Origin of the sequence: Sphingomonas sp. CCH9-E2 (genome assembly GCF_001557215.1) — a bacterium.
Classification (GTDB): domain Bacteria; phylum Pseudomonadota; class Alphaproteobacteria; order Sphingomonadales; family Sphingomonadaceae; genus Sphingomonas.
Window position 1 is genome coordinate 1 of sequence record NZ_LSJM01000418.1, and the last position, 221, is coordinate 221.

The 221-nt window shown below is 76.9% G+C and carries 1 pseudogene; it reads right to left on the reverse strand.

Features of this window, described 5'->3' with window-relative positions:
* Positions 1 to 9 precede the first annotated feature (9 nt).
* Positions 10 to 221 (reverse strand): annotated as a pseudogene (locus AX681_RS22665) (hypothetical protein); the annotation flags it as partial.

The following is a 221-nucleotide window of genomic DNA, read 5'->3' on the forward strand; positions in this document are numbered from 1 at the left end:
CCCCGCCGGTCAGGGGCGCGACGCGGGCGGCGCGGTATCGGTCTCGCTGCCCGCGACCATCGTCGGGCGGTCCAGAGCGGGGGCGAGCGCGGCGCGGTCCGCTGCGGTCATGGGCGCGTCCATGTCCGGGCGGAAATGCGCGTTGGCGCGATCGTCCGGGCCGGGGTGGGCACCGGTTTCAAGCTCGGGCGCGGGGTGGCCATCGGCGAGGATGTTGGGGC